Genomic DNA, 18,666 nt, shown 5'->3' on the forward strand with positions numbered 1-18,666 from the left:
ATGATGTGTTGGGAATGGGGAGCGCGCGGCATCGTCATGGCCGGCGCCCCTTGATCGACATGCGCAACGGCGAGCGCAGCGTGGCCGGCGGGCGTTCGTCGGCACGGAATTCGCGCACCATGGCGAGGACCGCTTCGTCGGTCTTCGCGTTGCCGGTGCCTTGCGAGAGCTGCACGCGCGTGACGGTGCCGTCCGCATCGAGCCAGACGTCGATGCGGATATCGTCGAACGCCAGCTGGCGGGTGCGCGGGTCACGCGCAAACGCCTGCTGCAGCGCGCTGGACAGCCACGACGCGTAGGAACGGCTGCCGAGCCCGCCCCCGCCACCGGTCATGCCGCCGCCGCTGCCCGCGCCGATGCCGAACGCATCGGTGCCGGCCTGGGCGGCGCCGTCGATGGTGACCGGGTCGCCCAGGTCCTTCGAGGGGCTGGGCGGGCTGTCGTCCTTGGGCGGATCGAGCGGCTCCATCGGCTTGGGCTCGGGCTCCTTGATTTCCGGCTTGACCTTCTCCGGCTCGGGCTCGGGCAGCTTCTCGGGCTCGGGCGGCGGAGGCGGCGGTGGGGGCAGCACCAGCGTGGGCGTGGCGGCTACCTCGCGCTTGGTGCTGGCCGTGCCGGACAGCAGGTACCAGACCACGGCCGCGAGCACCACGAACGCCAGCGCGCCAATCAGGTGCCCGCCCCAGCGGCGCCACAGTGGGCCGATACGCACAGCGGCACGCGCGCGGAAATCAGGCGGGGGATCGCGACGGTTCACGCTGTCTCCCTTACGCCGGCTTGCCGGTGACGAGGCCGATCTGGTTCAGCTCGATCCGCCGCAGCAGGTCGAGCACCTCCACCACCTTCGCGTATTGCACGGCGGCATCGCCGCGCACGATCACCGGGAAATCCGGCGTCAGCGCCTTCTCGGTGCGCAGGCGCTCCTCCAGCTCCGGCAGTGACACCGGGTAGGCGTCCAGGAACACCTGGCCGGCGTTGTCGATGGTGATCGCCTTGGTCTTGGGCTTCTCCAGCGCCACAGAGGCGCTGGCCTTCGGCAGATCCACCTTGATGCCGGGGATGCTGGCGTTGCTGGTGAGGATGAAGATCACCAGCACCACCAGCAGCACATCCACGAATGGCGTGATGTTGATGCCGCCGGTGCGCTTCTTCGTGCCGAACTTGGCTGCGTGTGCCATGGTTTCGGTACCCCGTCAGGCGCTGTGCAGCGCGGCGGGCACGCGGCGGCCCTCGCCCTGCTCTTCGGCCAGGCGCGTGGCGAACTCGTCCACGAACACCGCCATGTCGGCGCCGATGGCGTCCGAGCGCGAGGCCAGCCAGTTGTAGCCGAACAGCGCCGGAATGGCGACGCCGAGGCCGGCGGCGGTACACAGCAGCGCCGCGGCCATGCCCGGTGCCACCGAGTTGATGTCCACGGCGCCGGCCATGGCCGCCACCACGAACACCAGCATGATGCCGATGACGGTGCCGAACAGGCCCACGTACGGGGCGCCTTCGATGGTGGTGGAGAGCCAGTTCATGCGTTGTGCCATGCGCTCGTTCTCGCGCACCATCACGCCGTCCATCGCCGCGCGGATCGCGCTGATGGTGGCGTCGGACACCGCGTTGAGGTCGTAGCCCATCTGGTGGCGGCGGTGCAGCTCCTCGGTGGCCACCTCGTACAGGCGCCACAGCGACGAGTTCGCCTTCACCTCCGCTGGCACGCGGCCGGTCTTGGCGAGATGGTCCAGCGAAGCCGCGGACGTATCGCGGAAATGCGTCATGAAGGCGGCGTTGGCGCGCGCGTTGGCGCCATAGCTGCGGCCCTTGGTGATCATGATGGCCCACGACGTGGCCATCATCAGGCCCAGCAGCGCCACCACGATCCAGGCGTCCAGCGGCATGGCCGCGAGGATGAAGCCGAAGTGGCTCTTGCCGGCCTGCTGTTCATCGGGACCGAAGGCCGTCAGGCGCGATTCGGCGCCTTGCGAGACGGCGTCTGCCAGCAGCAGCGGCGCCGGGCGCGCGATCTTCGACAGGCGCAGTTCGTCGATGGCACCGGCGAACGGCGTGCCGCTGGTTTCGGCGGTACCCCCGGCCACCGGCGCGCCAATGGCGGCAGGCGTGTTCAGCGCCGGCAGCGCCAGCGGCAGCGTTGCGGCCGAGCGGCCACCCACATACAGCGTGACGGCCTTGCCATCCGCATTGACCGCCAGGTGCGACCACTGCCCGGCCTGCACCGGCTGGCCCGGGCGGCTGCGCTGGCCGTTGACCTGTACGAACGGCACGCCCTGGTCGATGCCGATCACCAGTTCGCTGGCGCCATCGCGGCGGGCATAGATCACCTGCTGCGCGCCGAGCTGGTCCGGGCGCACCCACGCCGAGAACGTGAAGGGAGCGCCGGCCTGGAGCGCCAGCGACGGCGAGGCCGGCAGCATCAGCGGTGCGGTGCCGAGCTGGGCGCCACGCCCGATGATGGTGCCGTCCTTGCTCACCACGGCGGTCTGGCTGTTGTTGCCGTAGGCGGTGGAGTCCCGCGCCGGCACGTTGGCCTCGGCGAAGTGGTAGACCAGCGTGTAGTCGGGGTCGAAGCTGCGCTGGCCGTTGCCCGAGGCGGGTGCCTTGGGGTTGCCGTAGTACATCCAGATCTGCTGCGGGGTGCCCGCCGAGACGGCCGGTACATCCACCCAGACCAGCGCGATGCCCAGCAGCGGGTCGAACTGTTCGATCTGGTGGTTCAGCACGGTCTTGTCGTCACCGGCGACAAAGCGCAGGTCGGCGCCGCTCTCGCCGACGCCCTCGAAGGTGAAATTGCCGGTATGCAGGCGCAGCAGCACCGGCGTGCGGCCGGCATCGCCGCCGATGGCGCCGCCCTGCGGGCCGGCATCGATCGTGACCGGCTTGCGATAGGCCCAGTCGGGCTGCCACCAGGCGTGCGCCAGGCCCGGCAGCAGGGTGCTCGCTAGCGCGAGCAGAAGCAAAACGATGCGTCGCATGACAAGGGTTCTCCGTAGATATATGAGGGGCGCCCGCGCTCAGTAGCTCGCGGTGACGCTGAAATTCAGGCGTGGGTCGAAGCGTTCCGTGCGGGGGCCGGCCTTGAGCGGGAAGCCCAGGTCGAGGCGGCCCGTGACCTGCTGGCCGAGGCGGAAGCTGGTGCCCAGGCCCACCGAGGCCAGCGAGAACGTGCTTTCCTGCTCGGGCAGCGGTTCGCGCAGCCGCAGCTGGCCGCCATCGACGAAGGCGTACACGCGCCAGTCCTCGACCACGGTGGGGAAGAACGGCAGCGGCGGCGCGCGCAGTTCGACCGAGCCGACCACGCCGTAGTCGCCGGTGGCTTCGGCCGAGAGGTAGCCGCGCACCGAGTTCATGCCGCCGGCCGCGATCTGTTCGCTCGACACCAGCGGGGAATCGGTGATCTGCCCGGCCAGCCGCCATGCGAGCTGGGTGTTGCCGGGGAAGCTGTAGCTGCCGGTGGTGTCGGCCTTGAGCACGGTGAAGCTCGGCGACGCCTTGTAGCGCTTGTAGTCGAACTGTTCCCAGTTGCTGCCGTAGCCGAGGAAGCTGCGCGTGCCGGATACCAGCGCGATATTCAGCCCGTACTGGCCGCGCTCGCTCTGGGTGAAGCCCGCATAGGACAGCGTGATGGGCGCGTACTTGAGCGGCACGTTGTCGCTGGCGCTGCCGAGGCGGGTGGTTTCCTGGTTGTCCTTGAAGTCCACGCCCAGGCTCAGGGCGTGCCACCACGCGCCGGTGTCCGGCACGGTGTAGGTGCCCTTGATCCCGACCGAATGGCCCTTGCCGAGCACGCTGGTGCCGCCCACGGTGGCGACATTGCTGTCCGACTTGTAGCCCGAGGCTTCCACGCTCCAGTTCGTGCCCCGGAACGGCGCCACGTAGGAGCCCGAGAACACCTTGGTCTGGTTCATGTCCTGCGGCGCGCCGAAGAAGCTCAGCGAGGCGCTGTGGCCGAGCTGCCAGAGGTTGTCGTGCCCCAGCGAGGCGGTGGCGCGCAGGGCCTCGGTATCGGGGCTGTAGTCGTTGTTCAGGCCGACGCTGGCGCGCCACGGGCTGCTGTCATCCACCTTCAGGTCGACATCCATCGTGCCGGGCAGGCTGCCCTGCCGGACCAGCGGCGCCACCTGACGCTTGGCGCCGCGATTCACGGCGGTCAGCTCCGCCTGCACCTGCGTGAAGTCGGGCACGGCGCCTTCCTTCAGCGCCGGTACCTGCTCGCGCACCTCGCGCGGCGAGTTGTACTCGGTGCCCACCACGCGCACGCGGCCCACGCGCGTCTCGCTGACCTGCAGGAACACGATGCCGCCGCTGACCTGCTGCTCGGGCAGTTCGACATAGACCGACTGGTATCCCTTGGCCTGGTAGGCCGCCGTGAGCGCGTCCCGCGCACCCTCGATGTCCTGCATGGTGCGGTCCGGGCCCAGGAACGGGCGGACCGCCCGCTCGATCGAGCGGACGTCGAGCACGGTATTGCCGCGCACGATGTACTCGTTGACGTTGACACGCCGCGCCGCCTCGACCTTGCCCGGCGCGGTGGCCGTGGCGCTGGCGGCGGGCGTCTCCGCCGTGGCCGCCTGCTGCGCGCCTGCCAAACCCGAGGTTCCCAGTCCAATGACCGCCAGCCACACCGCACTCCAGCTCGAAGGCGGGCCGTTCTTCTTCACGTCATGCATTGTTGACTCAATTGCTCTTGTTCGAATCGGTGCCGTGGCGCGCCCGCGGCCTCGACCAAGGCCCGTGATGCGGAAGCATTCGGCAGCGGGAGACATGATGGAAAGCCTTCATGTCAGCGTTGCGCTCGGTTGCCTAGACGGCCGGCACGGGCGCCGACTGTCGTTTGTCACAAAAGCTTCATCGAGAAAAAAATGGTGCGCGGCCGCGCGGCACGGCTGGCTATACTCGGGCGAGGCAGAGCGCCCACACGAACGACAGGAACGACACGAACGACACGAACGGAGGCATCGACATGGGCATGCAGAACTGGCTGGTGGCGATAGCCGCCATCGCGGCGGGTAGCGCGGCGCCCATGGCGTCGGCCTGGGCGGCGCCGTGCGTGGAAGTGGAGGTGAACGGCGAACGCGCGCCTTCGTACGACTGCCTGACCGAAAAGCTGAAACCCACGGGCGGCGGCCCGGCCGGCAAGGGAGAGTCGACGATGTCGTCCGAGTCGATCGTGCAACGGCCGTCGAACCAGTTGGGGCTCTATAACAACGCCGCCACCAGCCATCGCATGGGGAACACCTTCGGTACGTCGGTCTATCCCCAGCGGCCGGCCACCACGCCGCCGGCTGCGCCGGTGGTGCCGCGCGGGCAGCCCTGACGGCTGCCGTTTTTCTCGGGCGGCGCACCCCTGCACCAGCCCCGCTGCCTGCACGCGCCGCCCTCTCCAGCCCACTCCACCCGGACGACCCGGCTCCGCCGCACCCCGCCTGACTCTCCCCTATGCATCTAAATGTTTCGAGATGTGTCATCTTGTACAAATCAATGCGAATCATTATCATTCGTACTTCGTTTCGTATTAGCCCCCACATTTCATGCGTCTCACACGTATCGCGCTCGTTACCGGCTCCCTGCTTTCGACGTGGCCGGCAGCCCATGCCCTGGCGGCCGACGGCCAGGAATTGCCGGCCGTGGTGGTCACCGGCACCCGCTCGGAGAAGTCGATCGATGAGACGCCCATCCGTACCGAGGTGGTGGATCGCCAGGAAATCGAGCGCACCCACGCCCGCACGCTGAAAGACGCACTGGAGAACGTGCCCGGCCTGCAACTGCGGGAAATCCACGGCAAGTCGGGCTACGAGGTGACGCTGCAGGGCATGACCAGCGACCAGGTGCTGGTGCTGATCGACGGCCTGCCGATTACGGCCAGCACCGGCTCCACGGTGGATGTCTCCCAGTACCTGCTGACCGACGTGGACCGGGTGGAGGTGGTGAAGGGGGCCAGTTCGGCGCAATACGGCAGTTCGGCCATGGGCGGCGTGATCAACGTCATCACGCGCCCCATCCGGAAGGGCTTTTCAGGCGCGGTTTCGGCCGATGGCGGCAGCTACGGCGGCCAGAACGCCGATGGCTCGCCCGGCCTGCTGCACGGCAACGTGCGCGTGGAAGGCGGCACCGAGCAGTTCCGCGGCCGGCTTTCCGCCGATGGCCTGGACAACAAGGGCTTCGCGGTGGACCCCGATGGCTGGACCCGCCACGGCGACGCGGTGCGCCGCCAGCAGTACGCGGGCCGGCTGGAGTGGCTGCCCACGCAGGCAGGCAGCTTCTGGTTCGACGCCAGCGCCTATCGGGAGACCGACGAGCAGCGCTACCAGTACTACGCCCCGCCCAACTACGTGCCGCAGCGCAAGACCGAGGATATCGACCGCAACCGCTATACCTACGGCGGGCAATGGCGCTTCGACAACGGCGTGCGGGCCCGGCTGGCGGGCGTGGCCGAGACCTACGACACCACCACGCGCGAGTTCTCCAACAGCTTCCAGACCGCCACGCGCAACAGTTCGCAGCGCACCGACCATGTGTCGACCCAGTTCGACCTGCCGGCTTGGTACTCGCAACTCTGGCAGTTCGGCGCCGATTTCCACCGCGAGCGGCTGGACCAGACCGTCAACGGCGCCTCCGAGCTGGCCGGGAATGCCGAGCGCCGCGCCGGCGAGCTCTACTTCCAGAACGACATCCTGTTCAGCGAGACCTGGGAGATGATCGTCGGCCTGCGCGGCCAGCAGGATTCGGACTTCGGCAGCCACTTCGCGCCCAAGATCGGCGTGCGCGGCAACCTGCTCGCCACCGAGGACTGGAAGGGCGTGCTGCGCGCCAACTATGGCCAGGGCTATCGCGTGCCGAACCTCAAGGAACGGCACTACCTGTTCGACCACAGCTCGCTGGGCTACATGGTGCTGGGCAACCCGGACCTGAAGCCCGAGTCGTCGCACAGCTTCCAGCTCGGCGGCCAGGTGAGCTGGCGCGACCGCGTGACGGTGGATGCCAACCTGTTCTACAACCGCGTCTCGGACCTGATCCAGACCGACATGGCCAACTTCACGCTGGTCAACGGCATTGCCACCTACACCTACCGCAACGTGGCACGGGCACGCACCCAGGGCGCGGAAACCTCGCTGCGCTGGCGCGCCACCGGGGCGCTGGGCCTGACCGCCGCCTACACCTACACCGACGCAGACGACCTCGACACCGGCGCGCAGCTGACCCGCCGTCCGCGCCATATGGGCCGGCTCGGCGCGGACTGGCGCGTGCTGCCATCCACCGAGATCACCGCACGGGCGCGCTTCCAGAGCAGCGAAGTGGCGGATTCCACCACCGGCGCGCGCTCGCCGGACTGGGGCACGCTCGATCTGGTCGTCAACCAGCGCATCGGCCGCAATGCCGCCGTCTTCGCGGGCGTGAACAACCTGTTCGGCCGCCAGCGCGATTTTTCGAATGCCAGTGATTTCGGGCCCGTGGCGGGGCGCTTTGTCTATCTGGGCGCGCGATTCAATGTCGACGTCGTCCGCTGATTCCAACAAGCAACCAGGGGAGCGAACTACCATGAACAATACCCAACCCACCACTCGCCGCGCGCTGGGCGCGCTCAGTATCATCGCGCTCGCCGCGACCCTTGCCGCCTGCGGCGGCGGCGGCGACGACGGCGGTACCGCCACCACGCCGCCCACCAGCGGCGGTGGCGGCGTGGTCGCGCCGCCGACCGTCACGCCCACGTCGAGCTTCACGCAGACGGCCGAATGGACGTTCACGCTGCCGGCCGCCGGCACGTCGCTGTGCTACGACTTCAACACCAAGGCCGAAGTCGCCGGCTGCACGGGCACCGGCTGGGACCTGAAGGTCACCAGCAGCGGGCTCACCGGCACGCTCTGGAGCAATAGCGGCACGAGCGGTACCGGCGGCGGCGGCGTGTTCGGCAGCCCCCTCGCGAACACCTGGGCTGACCTGTCCACCTGGAAGAACGCCACCATCGATCCGGTCAATGGCACGCTGCCTGCCGCCGTGTTCCTGAAGGACGCCGCTGCCGGCGTGTTCGCGAACAGCAACTCGATCAGCTCGGCAGCCTTCGAGTACGGCGTGGCCAGCGCCACCGACCACCTGCTCTACCCCACCTATCGCACCTTCATCGTCACCAGCAACAGCGCCAGCGCGGACACCACGGGCACCGTGGGGGCGCCGGTCTTCGCGCTGCAGGTCACCGGCTACTACGGCGGCTCGGGCGGCACCACGTCGGGTTATCCGTCGTTCCGCTGGATCGACCGCACCGCGCCGGGCGTGGTGCGCACGGCCCAGGTCAATGCCTCGGCGGACTGGGTCTACTACGACCTGGTGGCGGGTGCCGTCAGCACGGCCAGCGGCACGTGGCATATCGCGTTCAACCGCTACAACGTGAAGCTGAACGGCGGCCAGTCCGGCAGCGGCACCGTGGCGGGCTTCCTGGGCAAGACGCCGGCGGGCTTCTATGACGGCACTGGTGCGCCGGTGGCGTCGAAGTTCACCGATGCCTCGAACCTCACTGCCACGCTGGCCGACCTCACCGCGCCGGACCTGACGCTGCCCACGGCCGCCAACCAGTGGATCAAGGACGCCAACGCGTCCGCGCTGAACCCGAAGTACACCGGCGCCTACCCGAACGCGCTGAACTACGGCTGGCTCTCCTACTTCCCGACCGCCGCCGCATCGGCCGCGAACGGCCTGCCCGCCGTGGCCCACCTGATCGCCGCCAATCCGCAAGGCGCCGTGATGCTGCGCGGTGGCGAAGGTTCCACCTACGCCCGCTTCCACCTGACCAAGATCCAGTACGCGGATCCGAACGTCAACAGCAGCGCACAGACGTGGACCATCAACTTCGACGTGCAGCCCTGATACCCGACACCCAAGAACCCTATGGCACAAGATAGTTTTGAAGCCCTGCGCCAGCGCCACGCCGCGCTGGTGGCCGCCACACCCGACCTGCGCATCCGCGAGCGCGCCAGCCGCCTCGGCGCCACCGAAGCCGAACTGGTAGCCGCCGGCTGCGGCGTGTCCTCGCGCCAGCTGGGCGGCACCGCGCAGGCGCTGTTCCGCGACCTCGGCTCGCTCGGGTCGGTCATGGCGCTGTCCCGCAACGACGCCGCCGTGCACGAGCGGCACGGCCACTACGACAACATCCAGGCCGATGATGGCCCGGTCGGCATCGTGCTCGGGCCGGACATCGACCTGCGCATGTTCTTCAGCGCGTGGCAGTACTTCTACGCGGTGACCGAGAACGGCCGGGACAGCATCCAGTTCTTCGACAAAGCCGGCGAGGCGGTGCACAAGATCTACCGCACCGACCACACCGACGCGGCAGCCTGGCAGGCGTACATCGACCGGCACGCCCTGCCGGCGGGGTCGCCGGTGACGCCGGTGGTGGTGGCGCCGTTCGCGGCGTCCACCGAGGCCGCCCAGCCCGCCGACCCCGAAGCGCTGCGTGCCGACTGGCGCGGCCTGAAGGACACGCACGACTTCTTCAGCATGCTGCGCCAGCACAAGGTGTCGCGCATCGGCGCGCTGCGCACGGCCGGCCAGGACCTCGCGCAGCAGGTGGCCGACGGCGCGGTGGAAACGATGCTGCAGCAGGCGGCGGAGACGGGGCTGTCGATCATGTGCTTTGTCGCCAATCGCGGCATCGTGCAGATCCACACCGGCCCGGTGCAGAAGCTGGTCCGGACCGGCCCGTGGTTCAACGTGCTGGATCCGGCCTTCAACCTGCACCTGAACACCACGGCGGTGACGTCGAGCTGGGTGGTCAACAAGCCCACGGTCGATGGCTGGGTCACGTCGCTCGAGCTGTACAGCGCGGAGGGCGAGCTGATCGTCCAGTTCTTCGGCGAGCGCAAGCCCGGCAAGCCGGAGTTGCCGGCGTGGCGCGCCCTGCTGGAGTCCCTGTGCCCGACGGCGCTGGCGGCGTAAGCCGTCTTTTCAGGAAGGAGTTTTCATCATGACTTTGCTGCGCCTGGCGCTGCTTTCGCTGCTGTGCGCAGCCGGCATGACCCACGCGGCGCCGCCGGCCCGCGTGGTCGGGCTGGGCGGCGCCATCACCGAGATTGTCTATGCGCTCGACGCCGGCGGCACGCTGGTCGGCGCCGATTCGTCGAGCATCTACCCGCCCGAGGCGCTCAAGCTGCCCAAGGTGGGCTACTACCGCACGTTCTCTGTGGAGGGCGTTGCCAGCCTGAAGCCGAACCTCGTGCTGGCGTCCGACCAGAGCGGCCCGCCGCAGGCCTTCGAGCAACTGCAGCGCCTGGGCAGCAAGGTGGTGGTGCTGCCCTCCGCGCCCACGCTGGCGGCGCTGGACCAGCGCATCCTCGGCGTGGCCGCCGCGCTGGACATGCAGGCCCAGGGCACCGCCATGGTGGAACGCCTCCATGCCGAACTGCGCGAGATCAAGCCGCCGGCGCTGCGTCCGCGCGTGCTGCTGGTGAGCAGCCATACCGGCAAGATGCAGGCCGCCGGCGAGGACACCGCCGCCGACGCGATGCTGGCGCTGGCCGGCGCGACCAACGTGCTGGCCGGCCAGACCGGCTACAAGCCGTTCTCGGCCGAGGCCGCCGCCGCGCTCAAACCCGATGTCATCGTCACCACGACGATGTCCGTCAGTGCCAGCGGCAGCGTGGACAAGTTCCTGGCGCAGCCCGGCCTGAACGCCACGCCGGCCGCGCGACAGAAACGCGTGGTTGTCATGGATGACCTGCTGCTGCTCGGCTTCGGCCCGCGCCTGCCGGACGCGCTGCGCCAGCTGCAGGCCGGCTTTGCGGCCCGCCCGGTGGCCGCCGCACGCTGATGCCGCGGCCACCGCTTGCCGTATTCACGGCCCTGTGCGCCGTGCTGGTGGTCTCCGCGCTATGGGCGTCCGCCAGCGGCGCGCTGTCGATCCCGCACAACAAGCTGCTGCCGCTGCTGTGGTCCGGCGCCACCGACGGTGACGATGTGATCTGGCGCAATGTCCTGATCGAAGTGCGCCTGCCGCGCATTGTGCTGGCGGTGACCGTGGGCGCCGCGCTAGCGCTCTCCGGCGCGGTGATGCAGGCGCTGTTCCGCAACCCGCTGGCGGAGCCGGGCCTGATCGGCATCTCGCTGGGCGGTGCCGCCGGTGCGGTGGCGGCCATCGTGCTGGGCGCCGAGGGGCTGTTCGGCATCGCGCCGGCAGCGTTCGGCGGCAGCCTGATCGCCACCGCACTGGCCTATCGCCTTGGCTCGCAGCGGCCCGGCGTGGCCAACCTGTTGCTGGCCGGCGTGGCCATCAACGCCATCTGCGCCAGCATCGTCGGCTTCTTTACCTATCAGGCCAGCGATGTGCAGCTGCGCAACCTCACTTTCTGGAACATGGGCAGTCTGGCCGGGGCCACCTGGAGCATGCTGGCCTGGCTGGTACCGCTCGTGGTGGTGATCTGCGCGCTGATGCTGCGCGACTGGCGCGCCATGAACGCGCTGCTGCTGGGCGAGCGGGAAGCGCAGCACCTCGGCTTCGACCTCGCGCGCCTGCGCCGGCGCCTGATCGTGCTGACGGCCCTGCTGGTGGGACCGCTCGTCGCCGTGACCGGCACCATCACCTTTGTCGGGCTGGTGGTACCGCATCTGATCCGCCTGCCGCTGGGGGCCGATCACCGCTGGCTGCTGCCGAATACGCTGGCTGGTGGCGCGATTGCCCTGACGCTGGCCGACTGGCTGGCGCGCACGGTGGTGATTCCCGCCGAGCTGCCGATCGGCATTGTCACGAGCCTCGTGGGCGGCCCTTTCCTGTTGTGGATGCTGACGCGCCGGAGCGCCTGACATGCTGACTGCACGCAACCTGCAATGCAGCCGTGGCCGCCGCCGCGTGCTGGACGCCATCGATATCGACCTGCCCGCCGGCGAAGTGCTTGGCGTGCTGGGCGCCAACGGCGCCGGCAAGAGCACGCTGCTCGGCACGCTGGCCGGCGAACTGAAGCCGGAACTGAGCCCGGAGCCGGGCTTGTTGCTCAACGGGCGCGAGATGGCGGCGTGGTCGGTGGCGTCGCTGGCGCGCTGCCGCGCCGTGCTGCCGCAATCGCCGGGGCTCGGCTTCGACCTGCCCGCGCACGAGGTGGTGGCGATGGGTGCCTACCCGTTTCCCGAACTGACGCCGCGTGCGCTCGCGACGCTGATCGACCGCGCCTTGGAGATTGCCGACGTGAGCGCCCTGGCGCCGCGCGCCTACCAGAGCCTGTCCGGCGGCGAGCAGCAGCGCGTACAGTTCGCCCGCACGCTGGTGCAGGTGCTGGCCTGCCGGGCGGCAGACGAGTACCGCGTGCTCCTTCTCGACGAACCCACTTCCAGCCTGGACCCGCGCCACCAGTTGCTGCTGCTCCAGGCCGTGCGGACGCTGAGCCGCACCGATGGCCTCGCGGTGCTGGTCGTGCTCCACGACGTCAACCTCGCCGCCCGCTGGTGCGACCGCCTGCTGTTGCTGGCCGACGGGCGCACCGTCGCGCTCGGCACGCCAGCGAACGTGCTGTCCCCGGCCCATCTGGCTACGGTCTACGGCATGGACGCCACCGTCATCGACTCCCCGGTGCATCCGGGTACGCCGATGGTGGTGTTCGGCTGAGCGCTACGCCCAGCCGGGGGCCGCTCAGATCGGCAGGCCCTTCTCGCGCAGCACGGCGTCGAACCGTTCCGGGTCCGCCGTGCCGAGCCGGTTCGTTTCGCGGATCTTCGCCTCACGCTCCAGGTGCAGCCGCGTGCGGCGCAAGACATCAGCGGCATCGGCCGCCGGTACCGCGATGACGCCATCGGCATCCCCGACGATCAGGTCGCCCGGCATGACGGCCATGCCTGCGCACGACACCGGCACGTTGATCTCGCCGGGACCATCCTTGCTCGGGCCGCGATGGGTATGGCCCCGCGCAAAAATCGGCATGCCGTCCTCGGCCCACTCCAGCAGGTCGCGGATCGCCCCGTCGATCACCAGCCCGCCGAGGCGCTTGGCCACGCAGGTGGTGCGCATCAGGCCGCCAACGAGGGCCTGCGTGACGTCGGCGCCGCCGTCGATCACGAGCACGTCGCCGGGCTGCACCATCATCAGCGCCTTGTGGATCATGAGGTTGTCACCGGGCCGCACGCGCACGGTCACGGCCGGCCCGCAGAGCACCGTTTCCAGCCGCGCGTGATACTGCCGCAAGCCATATGTGCCGACGTTGCGGCTCATGGCATCACCGATGGCGGCCACAGGCATCTCGCGGAACGCGTCGACGATGGCTTTCGCGGGCCCCTCGGCGCGCGGGTTGATGCGATAGCCGGCCGGCCACTGCACCGGTTGGTTGGTATCGGTCATATTCAGGACGCTCCCTTGTCAGCGGTGATTCAGCGCAGTTGTTCGCAGGCCGTGCGCAGACGCGCCAGGCCGGCCTCGAGCCGTTGCATCGACGTGGCGAACGAGATGCGGAAGAACGGCGACACGCCATAGGCGCCGCCCTGCAGCACCGCCAGGTTCTGCGCATCGAGCAGGTACATCACGAAATCCTCGTCCGTCTCGATCCGCTTGCCATCGGGCGTGGTCTTGCCCAGCAAGGCCGCGCACGAGGGAAACACGTAGAACGCGCCTTCGGGCGCATGGCAGGTGATGCCGGGCATGGTGTTCAGCGCGCTCACCACCGCATCCCGGCGCGACTGGAACACGCGGGTGCGTTCGGCGATGAAGTCCTGCGGCCCATTCAGCGCCTCCAGCGCGGCGGCCTGGCTGATCGATGACGGATTCGACGTGCTTTGCGACTGCAGCTTGACCATCGCCTTGACCAGTTCCGCCGGGGCACCGCCGTAGCCAATGCGCCAGCCGGTCATGGCGTAGGCCTTCGAGACGCCGTTGATGGTCAGCGTGCGTTCCTTGAGCGCCGGCTCCACCTGGGCGATGGTCGCGAACTCGCGGCCGTCGTAGAGGATGTGCTCGTAGATGTCATCCGTCATCACCCAGACATGCGGATGCCGCAGCAGCACCTCGGCCAGGCCCTTCAGCTCCGCATACGAATAAGTGGCGCCGCTCGGGTTGTTCGGCGCATTCAGCACCAGCCAGCGCGTGCGCGGCGTGATGGCCGCTTCGAGCTGGGCGGGCGTGAGCTTGAACGCGTTCTCGGGCAGGCAGTTGACGAAGACCGGCTTGCCTTCGGCCAGCAGCACGATGTCCGGATACGAGACCCAGTACGGCGCCGGCACGATGACTTCGTCACCGGCCTGCAGGGTGCACATGAAGGCGTTGAAGATGATCTGCTTGCCACCCGTGCCGACGATCAGCTCGTTGGGCGCGTAGTCGAGCCTATTGTCGCGGCGGAACTTGTCGGCAACGGCCGCGCGCAGCTCCGGCGTGCCGCCGACGTCGGTGTACTTGGTCTGCGACGCCGACATGGCGCGCGTGGCGGCCTCGCAGATGTTCTGCGGGGTGTCGAAGTCAGGCTCGCCGGAAGTCAGTCCGATGATGTCGCGGCCAGCGGCGCGCAACTCCCGGGCGCGCTGGCCCGCCATGGAACTGGGCGACGGCTTGATACGGTTCAGGCGTTCAGCAATGAGGGGCATGATCAGAGCGGTTGGGGGGTGATGGGACCGGGTACGGAACCCGGCCGGGATGGCTTGAGGAACTGGCGGTGCTGCCGCAGGTACGGCACCAGGCCGCCAGCTTCGCGGATGGTCAGGACGACATCGGGCACAGGCTCGCACGCAATCACGTGCGCGCCCTCGGCGCCGACGTGCAACGTGGCCTGTGCGCCAGCAAGCCGCAGCGAGAGCGGCGCGCCTTCCGGCACGGCCTCGGTATCGGCGGTATCGGCGGTAATCAGCAGCAGGCCGTTATTCACGGCATTGCGCCAGTACGTGCGGGCAAAACTCTTCGCCACGACCACGCGGATGCCGGCGGCCAGCACCACCGTGACGGCCACCTCCATGGCGGAGCCACAGCCGAAGTTGTGCCCTGCCACGAGGATGTCGCCATCGCGGACGCTTCCCGCGAAGTCGGGGTCGAGGTCTTCCAGCAGGAACTGCCGCAACACGTGCGGATCGACACTGTGCTTCTTGCGGCTGGAGGCAATGATGTAGTCGGTGTTGATATCGTCCCCCAGACGACGGGCGCGGCCTTCGATGACAAGGGAACGGGGACTGGCGACGGCGGGCAACGGCGAATTCATGACGTGACGACGAGGTCTCGGGGGTCCGCCAGATGGCCACTCGCTGCGGCGGTGGCGCAGGCAAGCGGCGAGGCGAGGAAGATCTGCGCATGGCGATTGCCCATGCGCCCCTTGAAATTGCGGTTGGCGGTCGAGATCACGCGTTGGCCGTCCGCTGGAATGCTGCCGCAGGTGCCGCAGCAGCTGCCGCATCCGGGCGGCTGCAACTCGGCGCCCAGGGCGACGAATTCGGCGAGCATGCCGTTGCGCTCCATCTCGGCCCGCACCGGCTCGGAGGCCGGCGTGACGATCAGCCGCACGCCCGGCGCGACGCCGCCGCGTGCGTGCAGCACGGACAGCGCCTCGCGGTAGTCCTTCACGCGGCCACCGGTACAGGTGCCGAGGTAGACGATGTCGATCTTGGTATCGCCCGCGTCGGCCAGATCGACCACGTTGTCCACGCGGTGCGGCAACGCCACCTGCGGCGCGACGGCCGACAGGTCGAAGGTCATCGTATCGACATAGCTGGCATCGGCGTCGGCCGAGACCGGCGTGTAGCGGCCCGGGTCGACGGACGCGTTGGCCGACAGCCAGTCCGCCGTGCATGCATCGAACGGAAACAGCCCGGCCTTGGCGCCCATTTCCACCGACATGTTGGCGAGCACGATCCGGTCGTCCATATCGAGCGTCGCCACGCCGGGGCCGGCGAACTCCAGTGCCAGATAGTTGGCCCCGCCCACGCCGAGCCGCCGGGCCATGGTCAGGGCGACATCTTTCGCCGAGGCGTAGGCCGGCAGCGTGCCCGTCAGCCAGATGCGCAGCGTGCCGGGGACCTTCAGCCAGAGCTGTCCGCACTGGAAGATGCCGGCGAGATCGGACGAGCCGATACCGGAGCCAAACGCGTTGAGCGCGCCATAGCTGACCGCATGCGAATCGGCACCGACCACGAGCTGGCCCGGCAGCACGCGGCCACGTTCCAGCATCAATTGATGGCCGATGCCCTCGCCTACCTCGAACACGCACAGGCCGTGGGTCTGGGCATAACTGCGCGCCCGGTCCTGCAGCCGCAGCGCCTGCTCGCCCGACGGGGCGCCATAGTGGTCCAGCGCGAACACCAGCCGCTCCGGGAAGGCCGGCGGCGGCAAGTCGCCCTCGGGCTGCATGTCGCGGAAGTAGTCGAGCGCCATCGGGATCGACCCGTCGGTGCCCATCGCGCCATGCGGCACGCAGATCGCCAGGTCGTCGGCATAGACCGCTTCGCCTGCGGCGCGCGACAACAACTTCTCGGCAAGGGTCTGGCCACGCGTGGCGGCCGGCTGGAGAGACGTCATAACGATCAGGGCGTGACTCAGTTGAGCTTGATCTGGGCGGTCTTGATGACCTTGCCCCACTTGTCGTGCTCGGCCTGGATAAGGCGCGCGAAGTCCTCGGGCGAGCCGCCGACCGGTTCCACGCCCAGATTCAGGAGCTTCGCCTTGACGTCATCGGACTTCAGGATCGCATCGATCGCACGGTTGAGCTTCAACACGATGGCGCGCGGCGTGGCGGCTGGCGCCACGACCCCACTCCACGACAGCGATTCGTAGCCCTTGACGCCGGCTTCGTCGAGCGTCGGCACATTGGGCAGGCCGGGAAGGCGCTTGCGGCTGGTCACGGCCAGCGCCTTGAGCTTGCCTTGCTGCACAAAGCCGATCGACGACGGCGCGTTGTCGAACAGCATCGTGACATTGCCGCCCAGCAGGTCGGTCAGCGCCTGCGAACTACCCTTGTAGGGCACGTGCAGCATGTTCACGCCGGTCATCGACTTGAACAGTTCGCCCGACAGGTGCGTGGAACTGCCGGGGCCGGACGACGCGAAGCTCAGCGCGCCGGGGCGCGTCTTGGCCAGTTGCACGAGGTCCGCCACGTTGGTAGCCGGCATGCCCGGCGACACCACGAGGATGTTGGCATTCTGCGTGGCATAGCTCACAGGCACGAAGTCCTTGGCCGCGTTGTAGTTGAGCTTGCCGTACAGGTGGTCGTTGATCGACAGGATGCCGGTGGCCCCCATCAGCAGCGTGTAGCCGTCAGCGGGAGACTTGGCCACCAGTTCGGCGCCGATATTGCCGCTGGCGCCGGCGCGGTTGTCCACCACGAACGGCTGCTTGAACTGCTCCTGCAGCTTCTCGGCGAGAATGCGCGCCACCACGTCGGTGGAGCCACCAGCGGCGAACGGCACGACGATGCGGACCGCCTTGTCGGGATAGGTATCTTCCGGGCCGGCAAAGGCGAAGGTGGGCAAACAGGCAAGCAGGACTGCGGCGCGACCAAACAGGTTCTTCATGGGGGGATCCTGGGCAGAGGGTGTGATTTTTTTCGCTTGGCCACGTATGCAGCCCCGTGGTTGCGAACACAGTCTAGAGACGGCCATTACCGTGGACAATCGACTTTTTTGCGCCCACTATTACCAAATTCTGATAAATCACCCCTTCGCACCCGCCTGATGCGTCACAACGTCACCCTCAAGCAGTTCCGCTGTTTCCTGGCCGTGGCCGAGACCGGTTCGTTCACCGCCGCGGCGTTGCGGCTCCATATCACCCAGTCCGCGCTGACCGCCACCATCCAGCAGCTTGAGGAGGTGTTGGGGCTCCGGCTGTTCGACCGCACCACCCGCCGGGTGACGCTGACCGGGCATGCGGAGCGCTTCCGGCCCGAGGCGGAACGGCTGGTCAACGGTATCGACGGCGCCGTCTCGGACCTCGTGGCGCTGGCCCAGGGCGAGCGCGGGCATATCCGCATCGGCGCGGCGTCGTCGGTCATCAGCCAGTTCCTAGTGCCGGCGCTGCCGCGTTTTCGCGACGCGTATCCGGGCATCACGGTCTCGCTGCGCAACCCCGCCGCGCAGCAGACCGAGCGGCTGGTGCTTGAGGGGGAGGTCGACTTCGCCATCGACAGCAAATTTCGGGGCGCGGAAGAACTCGACTACACGCCGCTGGTGAGCGACTGCTATGGCGCGGTCTGCCACCGGGACTCGCCGCTCGCGACCCTCGATCGGCCGATCGATTGGACCGACCTGCCCACGGGCGGCTATGTCGGCTTCAGCGCGGACACCGGCATCGGCCACTTCCTGCGCACGCACGCGGCCCACTGGTCCATGCTGCAAGGCGAACACGATGAGGTGGAAAGCACCACCTACCTCTTCGCCATGCTGGCGCGCGGCAACTACTACTCGGTGCTGCCGGCGCTGGCGTATCAGCGCAACGAGTTTCCGGAACTCGTGTTCCGGGAGCTGCACGGCCCGCGCCTGTCGCGCGAGCTTTGCGTGATGACCCGGCCGCTGCGCTCGCTGGCGCCCAGCGCGCAACGGCTGCTGGCCCTGCTGACCGATACGCTGACCGAGATGCCCATGCCGCCGGGCGTGACGCTGCTGGCCAGACGGCAGCCGGCATAGCGGCCCGACGGCGATATATCGCCAGCACTGATCAATCGATCTTTATTTTTCATTGGTCATCATCAATCGGTATTCCTATCATCGTCTGACGACTTCATGACGACGGGAGTG

Annotated in this window: 17 protein-coding genes; 8 read left to right on the forward strand and 9 right to left on the reverse strand. The window is 68.5% G+C overall.

Features of this window, described 5'->3' with window-relative positions:
* Positions 1-34 precede the first annotated feature (34 nt).
* The 4 genes from AC1DP9_RS13020 to AC1DP9_RS13035 are packed head-to-tail and all read right to left on the reverse strand — an operon-like array spanning position 35 to position 4,670.
* Positions 35-757 carry an energy transducer TonB family protein gene (locus AC1DP9_RS13020; RefSeq protein ID WP_477107578.1) on the reverse strand — a complete coding sequence of 241 codons (723 nt, stop codon included), beginning with the start codon at positions 755-757 and terminating at the stop codon, positions 35-37.
* Between the two features lie 10 nt (positions 758-767).
* On the reverse strand, positions 768-1,178 hold the full coding sequence (locus AC1DP9_RS13025) for an ExbD/TolR family protein (RefSeq protein WP_092295239.1): 411 nt from the start codon (positions 1,176-1,178) through the stop codon (positions 768-770).
* A 15-nt stretch (positions 1,179-1,193) separates the two neighbouring features.
* Entirely contained in the window at positions 1,194-2,975 is a 1,782-nt protein-coding gene (locus AC1DP9_RS13030) for a DUF2341 domain-containing protein (RefSeq protein WP_477107579.1), read from the reverse strand.
* Positions 2,976-3,014: 39 nt separating this feature from the next.
* Positions 3,015-4,670, reverse strand: coding sequence for a ShlB/FhaC/HecB family hemolysin secretion/activation protein (locus AC1DP9_RS13035; RefSeq protein WP_477107580.1), 1,656 nt, complete (start codon positions 4,668-4,670; stop codon positions 3,015-3,017).
* A 293-nt stretch (positions 4,671-4,963) separates the two neighbouring features.
* Between AC1DP9_RS13035 and AC1DP9_RS13040 the strand changes: the two genes are divergently transcribed.
* From AC1DP9_RS13040 to AC1DP9_RS13070, 7 genes are all read left to right on the forward strand, one after another.
* Positions 4,964-5,317 carry a hypothetical protein gene (locus AC1DP9_RS13040; RefSeq protein WP_477107581.1) on the forward strand — a complete coding sequence of 118 codons (354 nt, stop codon included), beginning with the start codon at positions 4,964-4,966 and terminating at the stop codon, positions 5,315-5,317.
* Between the two features lie 214 nt (positions 5,318-5,531).
* Positions 5,532-7,508: a TonB-dependent receptor plug domain-containing protein gene (locus AC1DP9_RS13045; protein WP_477107582.1), complete on the forward strand. Its 1,977-nt coding sequence runs from the start codon at positions 5,532-5,534 to the stop codon at positions 7,506-7,508.
* A 31-nt stretch (positions 7,509-7,539) separates the two neighbouring features.
* Positions 7,540-8,859 (forward strand): HmuY family protein, encoded by a 1,320-nt coding sequence (locus AC1DP9_RS13050; RefSeq protein WP_477107583.1) that lies wholly within the window; start codon positions 7,540-7,542, stop codon positions 8,857-8,859.
* Positions 8,860-8,880: 21 nt separating this feature from the next.
* Positions 8,881-9,927: a hemin-degrading factor gene (locus AC1DP9_RS13055; protein WP_477107584.1), complete on the forward strand. Its 1,047-nt coding sequence runs from the start codon at positions 8,881-8,883 to the stop codon at positions 9,925-9,927.
* A gap of 28 nt (positions 9,928-9,955) precedes the next feature.
* Positions 9,956-10,798 carry a heme/hemin ABC transporter substrate-binding protein gene (locus AC1DP9_RS13060; RefSeq protein WP_477107585.1) on the forward strand — a complete coding sequence of 281 codons (843 nt, stop codon included), beginning with the start codon at positions 9,956-9,958 and terminating at the stop codon, positions 10,796-10,798.
* On the forward strand, positions 10,798-11,787 hold the full coding sequence (locus tag AC1DP9_RS13065) for a FecCD family ABC transporter permease (protein ID WP_477107586.1): 990 nt from the start codon (positions 10,798-10,800) through the stop codon (positions 11,785-11,787). Before AC1DP9_RS13060 ends, AC1DP9_RS13065 begins: the two co-directional genes overlap by 1 nt.
* Before the next feature lies 1 nt (position 11,788).
* Positions 11,789-12,583, forward strand: coding sequence for a heme ABC transporter ATP-binding protein (locus tag AC1DP9_RS13070; RefSeq protein ID WP_477107587.1), 795 nt, complete (start codon positions 11,789-11,791; stop codon positions 12,581-12,583).
* 24 nt (positions 12,584-12,607) lie between these two features.
* Here the strand turns inward: AC1DP9_RS13070 and AC1DP9_RS13075 are convergent, their stop codons facing one another.
* The 5 genes from AC1DP9_RS13075 to AC1DP9_RS13095 are packed head-to-tail and all read right to left on the reverse strand — an operon-like array spanning position 12,608 to position 17,448.
* A complete protein-coding gene (locus tag AC1DP9_RS13075; RefSeq protein ID WP_441592481.1) occupies positions 12,608-13,309 on the reverse strand; it encodes an RraA family protein in 702 nt (233 codons plus the stop codon).
* Between the two features lie 29 nt (positions 13,310-13,338).
* Positions 13,339-14,541 carry a pyridoxal phosphate-dependent aminotransferase gene (locus AC1DP9_RS13080; RefSeq protein ID WP_477107588.1) on the reverse strand — a complete coding sequence of 401 codons (1,203 nt, stop codon included), beginning with the start codon at positions 14,539-14,541 and terminating at the stop codon, positions 13,339-13,341.
* Positions 14,542-14,543: 2 nt separating this feature from the next.
* Entirely contained in the window at positions 14,544-15,146 is a 603-nt protein-coding gene (locus AC1DP9_RS13085) for a LeuD/DmdB family oxidoreductase small subunit (protein WP_092295275.1), read from the reverse strand.
* A complete protein-coding gene (locus AC1DP9_RS13090) occupies positions 15,143-16,456 on the reverse strand; it encodes a 3-isopropylmalate dehydratase large subunit (RefSeq protein ID WP_477107589.1) in 1,314 nt (437 codons plus the stop codon). The genes AC1DP9_RS13085 and AC1DP9_RS13090 overlap by 4 nt, the downstream gene beginning before the upstream one ends.
* A gap of 17 nt (positions 16,457-16,473) precedes the next feature.
* Positions 16,474-17,448 carry a Bug family tripartite tricarboxylate transporter substrate binding protein gene (locus AC1DP9_RS13095; RefSeq protein WP_092295281.1) on the reverse strand — a complete coding sequence of 325 codons (975 nt, stop codon included), beginning with the start codon at positions 17,446-17,448 and terminating at the stop codon, positions 16,474-16,476.
* A gap of 159 nt (positions 17,449-17,607) precedes the next feature.
* On the opposite strand from AC1DP9_RS13095, the gene AC1DP9_RS13100 reads away from it, so the two are divergent.
* A complete protein-coding gene (locus tag AC1DP9_RS13100) occupies positions 17,608-18,555 on the forward strand; it encodes a LysR family transcriptional regulator (RefSeq protein ID WP_092295284.1) in 948 nt (315 codons plus the stop codon).
* Positions 18,556-18,666: the final 111 nt, after the last annotated feature.

Source organism: Cupriavidus sp. 01L43 (assembly GCF_056399925.1).